The organism is Guyparkeria sp. (assembly GCF_046540515.1).
In the GTDB taxonomy this organism is placed as follows: Bacteria; Pseudomonadota; Gammaproteobacteria; order Halothiobacillales; family Halothiobacillaceae; genus Guyparkeria.
The window spans coordinates 1-2,812 of sequence record NZ_JBKHFB010000117.1 but is presented as its reverse complement, the minus strand read 5'-3'; the positions used below and the strand labels follow the sequence as shown (position 1 = coordinate 2,812).

Sequence of the window (2,812 nt, the reverse complement as noted above, 5' to 3'; positions counted from 1 at the left end):
AACACCATGGCGGGTGCGCCACGGCGGTTTCGGCTGTCCGCACCCTTCGACCCACACGGATGCAAACGCGGTCTTTGGTAGGGGCCGCCACTGGCATCCCAAGTGCTTCTCAGGAGGGCACATGCCGACCATCACGCTACCCGACGGCAGTCAGCGTTCTTACGATCACCCGGTCTCGCTCGCCGAGATCGCCTCCGACATCGGCCCGGGACTGGCCAAGGCGGCCGTTGCCGGCAAGATCGACGGCAAGCTCGTGGATCTTGCCCGAACCGTCGCGGACGACGCCGAGATCGCCATCGTCACCGCGAAGGACCAGGAGGGCGTCGAGATCATCCGCCACTCCACCGCGCATTTGATGGCGCAGGCGGTCAAGCAGCTCTACCCCGAGGCGCAGGTCACCATCGGCCCGGTGATCGACCAGGGTTTCTACTACGACTTCGCTTTCGACCGGCCCTTCAACGACGAGGACCTGGAGAAGATCGAGACCCGCATGCGCGAGCTGGCCGCCGAGGGCGACGAGCTCGAGCGCCGCGTGATCGAGCGCGACGATGCCGTGCGCTTCTTCAAGGACCTGGGCGAGGACTACAAGGTCGAGATCATCAAGGACATCCCGGGCGAGGAGCAGCTCACGCTCTACACCCAGGGCGACTTCACCGATCTCTGCCGCGGCCCGCACGTGCCGCACACCAACAAGCTCAAGGCCTTCAAGCTCCTAAAGGTGGCCGGAGCCTACTGGCGCGGCGACTCGGACAACGAGATGCTCACCCGCGTCTACGGCACCGCGTTCGCCAGCGAGAAGGAATTGAAGCGCTACCTCAAGCAGCGCGAGGAGGCCGAGAAGCGCGACCACCGTCGTCTCGGCAAGCAGCTGGATCTCTTCCACTTCCAGGAAGAGGCGCCGGGTCTCGTGTTCTGGCACCCGCGCGGCTGGGCGATCTGGCAGGTGATCGAGTCCTACATGCGCGACGTGTACAAGCGCTCGGGCTACGCGGAGATCAAGTGCCCGCAGATCCTGGACGTCTCCCTGTGGAAGAAGTCGGGCCACTGGGACAACTACCAGGAGAACATGTTCTTCACCGAGTCGGAGAAGCGCACCTACGCGGTCAAGCCGATGAACTGCCCGGGCCACGTCCAGGTGTTCAACCACGGCCTGCATTCCTACCGCGACCTGCCGATCCGCTACGGCGAGTTCGGCTCCTGCCACCGCAACGAGCCCTCCGGCGCGCTGCACGGCATCCTGCGCGTGCGCGGCTTTACCCAGGACGACGGCCACATCTTCTGCACCGAGAAGCAGATCGAGCCCGAGGTACGCGCCTTCCACGGCCAGGCGCTCGAGGTCTACGAGACCTTCGGCTTCACCGACGTTCAGGTGAAGATCGCCACCCGCCCGGACAAGCGCATGGGCAGCGACGAGGTCTGGGACGAGGCGGAAGAGGCCCTGCGCAGCGCGCTGCGTGCGGCGAACGTCGAGTGGGAGGAACTGCCGGGCGAAGGCGCCTTCTACGGGCCGAAGATCGAGTATCACCTCTCGGATGCCATCGGCCGGACCTGGCAACTGGGCACCATCCAGGTGGACTTCATGATGCCCGAGCGCCTGGGCGCGACCTACGTCGACGAGCACAGCGACCGCAAGCACCCGGTGATGCTGCACCGCGCCATCGTCGGCTCGATGGAGCGCTTCATCGGCATCCTGATCGAGCACCACGCCGGCCAGATGCCGACGTGGCTCGCCCCGGTGCAGGCTGTGACCATGGGCATCACCGACCGCCACGCCGAGTACGTCGATGCGGTCGCCGAGCGTCTCAAGGCCGCCGGGCTGCGCGCCGAGGCCGATCTGCGCAACGAGAAGGTCGGCTTCAAGATCCGCGAGCACACCCTCGAGCGCGTGCCCTACCTGCTGGTCGCCGGCGACCGCGAGATCGACGCCGATTCGGTGTCCGTGCGCACCCGCTCGGGCGAGGACCTCGGCTCGATCACGGTCGACGAGCTGATCGAGCGACTGAAGGGCGAGATCGCCGAGCACCGCTGAAAACGGGTGACAGGCCGCCGTTGGCCACCGGCGGCGGTTCTGTGCTAATTTTTCGCAAACATTCTCCCGGGGGCCACCCCTTGGGGTACTATTCCGTTCAAACCTGACTGGAGGGTACGAACATCGCTCAACAACGCGGAAAGGGTCCAGCCAAAAGCGACGACCCCAGAATCAATGATCAGATCACGATTCGGGAAGTTCGACTCGTCGACGAGAACGGCGAGCAGGTTGGTGTCGTCGACACGGACAACGCAAAGGAACGCGCCGCCGCGGCCGGGATGGACCTGGTAGAGGTCTCCCCCACGGCCAAGCCGCCGGTCTGCAAGATCATGGACTTCGGCAAGTTCAAGTATCAGCAGAGCAAGAAGGCGGCCGAGGCGCGCAAGAAGCAGAAGCAGATCGAGGTCAAGGAAGTGAAGTTCCGTCCCGGTACGGAAGATCACGACTACCAGGTCAAGCTGCGTAACGCGACGCGCTTCCTCGAGGCCGGCGACAAGGTCAAGATCACCCTGCGCTTCCGCGGCCGTGAGATGGCTCACCGGGACCTCGGTGCCGAGTTGCTGTCCCGCATCGAGGAAGACCTGTCGGATCTGGCCACCGTCGAGCAGAAGCCGCGCATGGAGGGTCGCCAGGCCACCATGGTGATGGCACCGCGAGCGAGCAAGTAGTGCCGGCCTGATCGCGAATCCGCGACCGGCCCGCATCGACCCCGCCCTTCCCGGCGGGGTTTTTTACATCGCCCCTCCCGAGTGCTGACGGGCGACGGCCCGTTACCGGTAACGG

The 2,812-nt window shown here is 65.3% G+C and carries 2 protein-coding genes; both read left to right on the top strand.

Annotated elements, in window-relative coordinates; translation table 11 throughout:
- Positions 1–121 precede the first annotated feature (121 nt).
- On the top strand, positions 122–2,029 hold the full coding sequence (thrS, locus tag ACLFRM_RS09330; RefSeq protein ID WP_410755464.1) for a threonine--tRNA ligase: 1,908 nt from the start codon (positions 122–124) through the stop codon (positions 2,027–2,029).
- Between the two features lie 170 nt (positions 2,030–2,199).
- On the top strand, positions 2,200–2,697 hold the full coding sequence (gene infC, locus ACLFRM_RS09325) for a translation initiation factor IF-3 (protein ID WP_410755465.1): 498 nt from the start codon (positions 2,200–2,202) through the stop codon (positions 2,695–2,697).
- Positions 2,698–2,812: the final 115 nt, after the last annotated feature.

What these genes read in the sequence shown, in the direction of transcription:
- thrS (WP_410755464.1), top strand. Translation starts at nt 122, where the DNA reads ATGCCGACCATCACGCTACCCGACGGCAGTCAGCGTTCTTACGATCAC.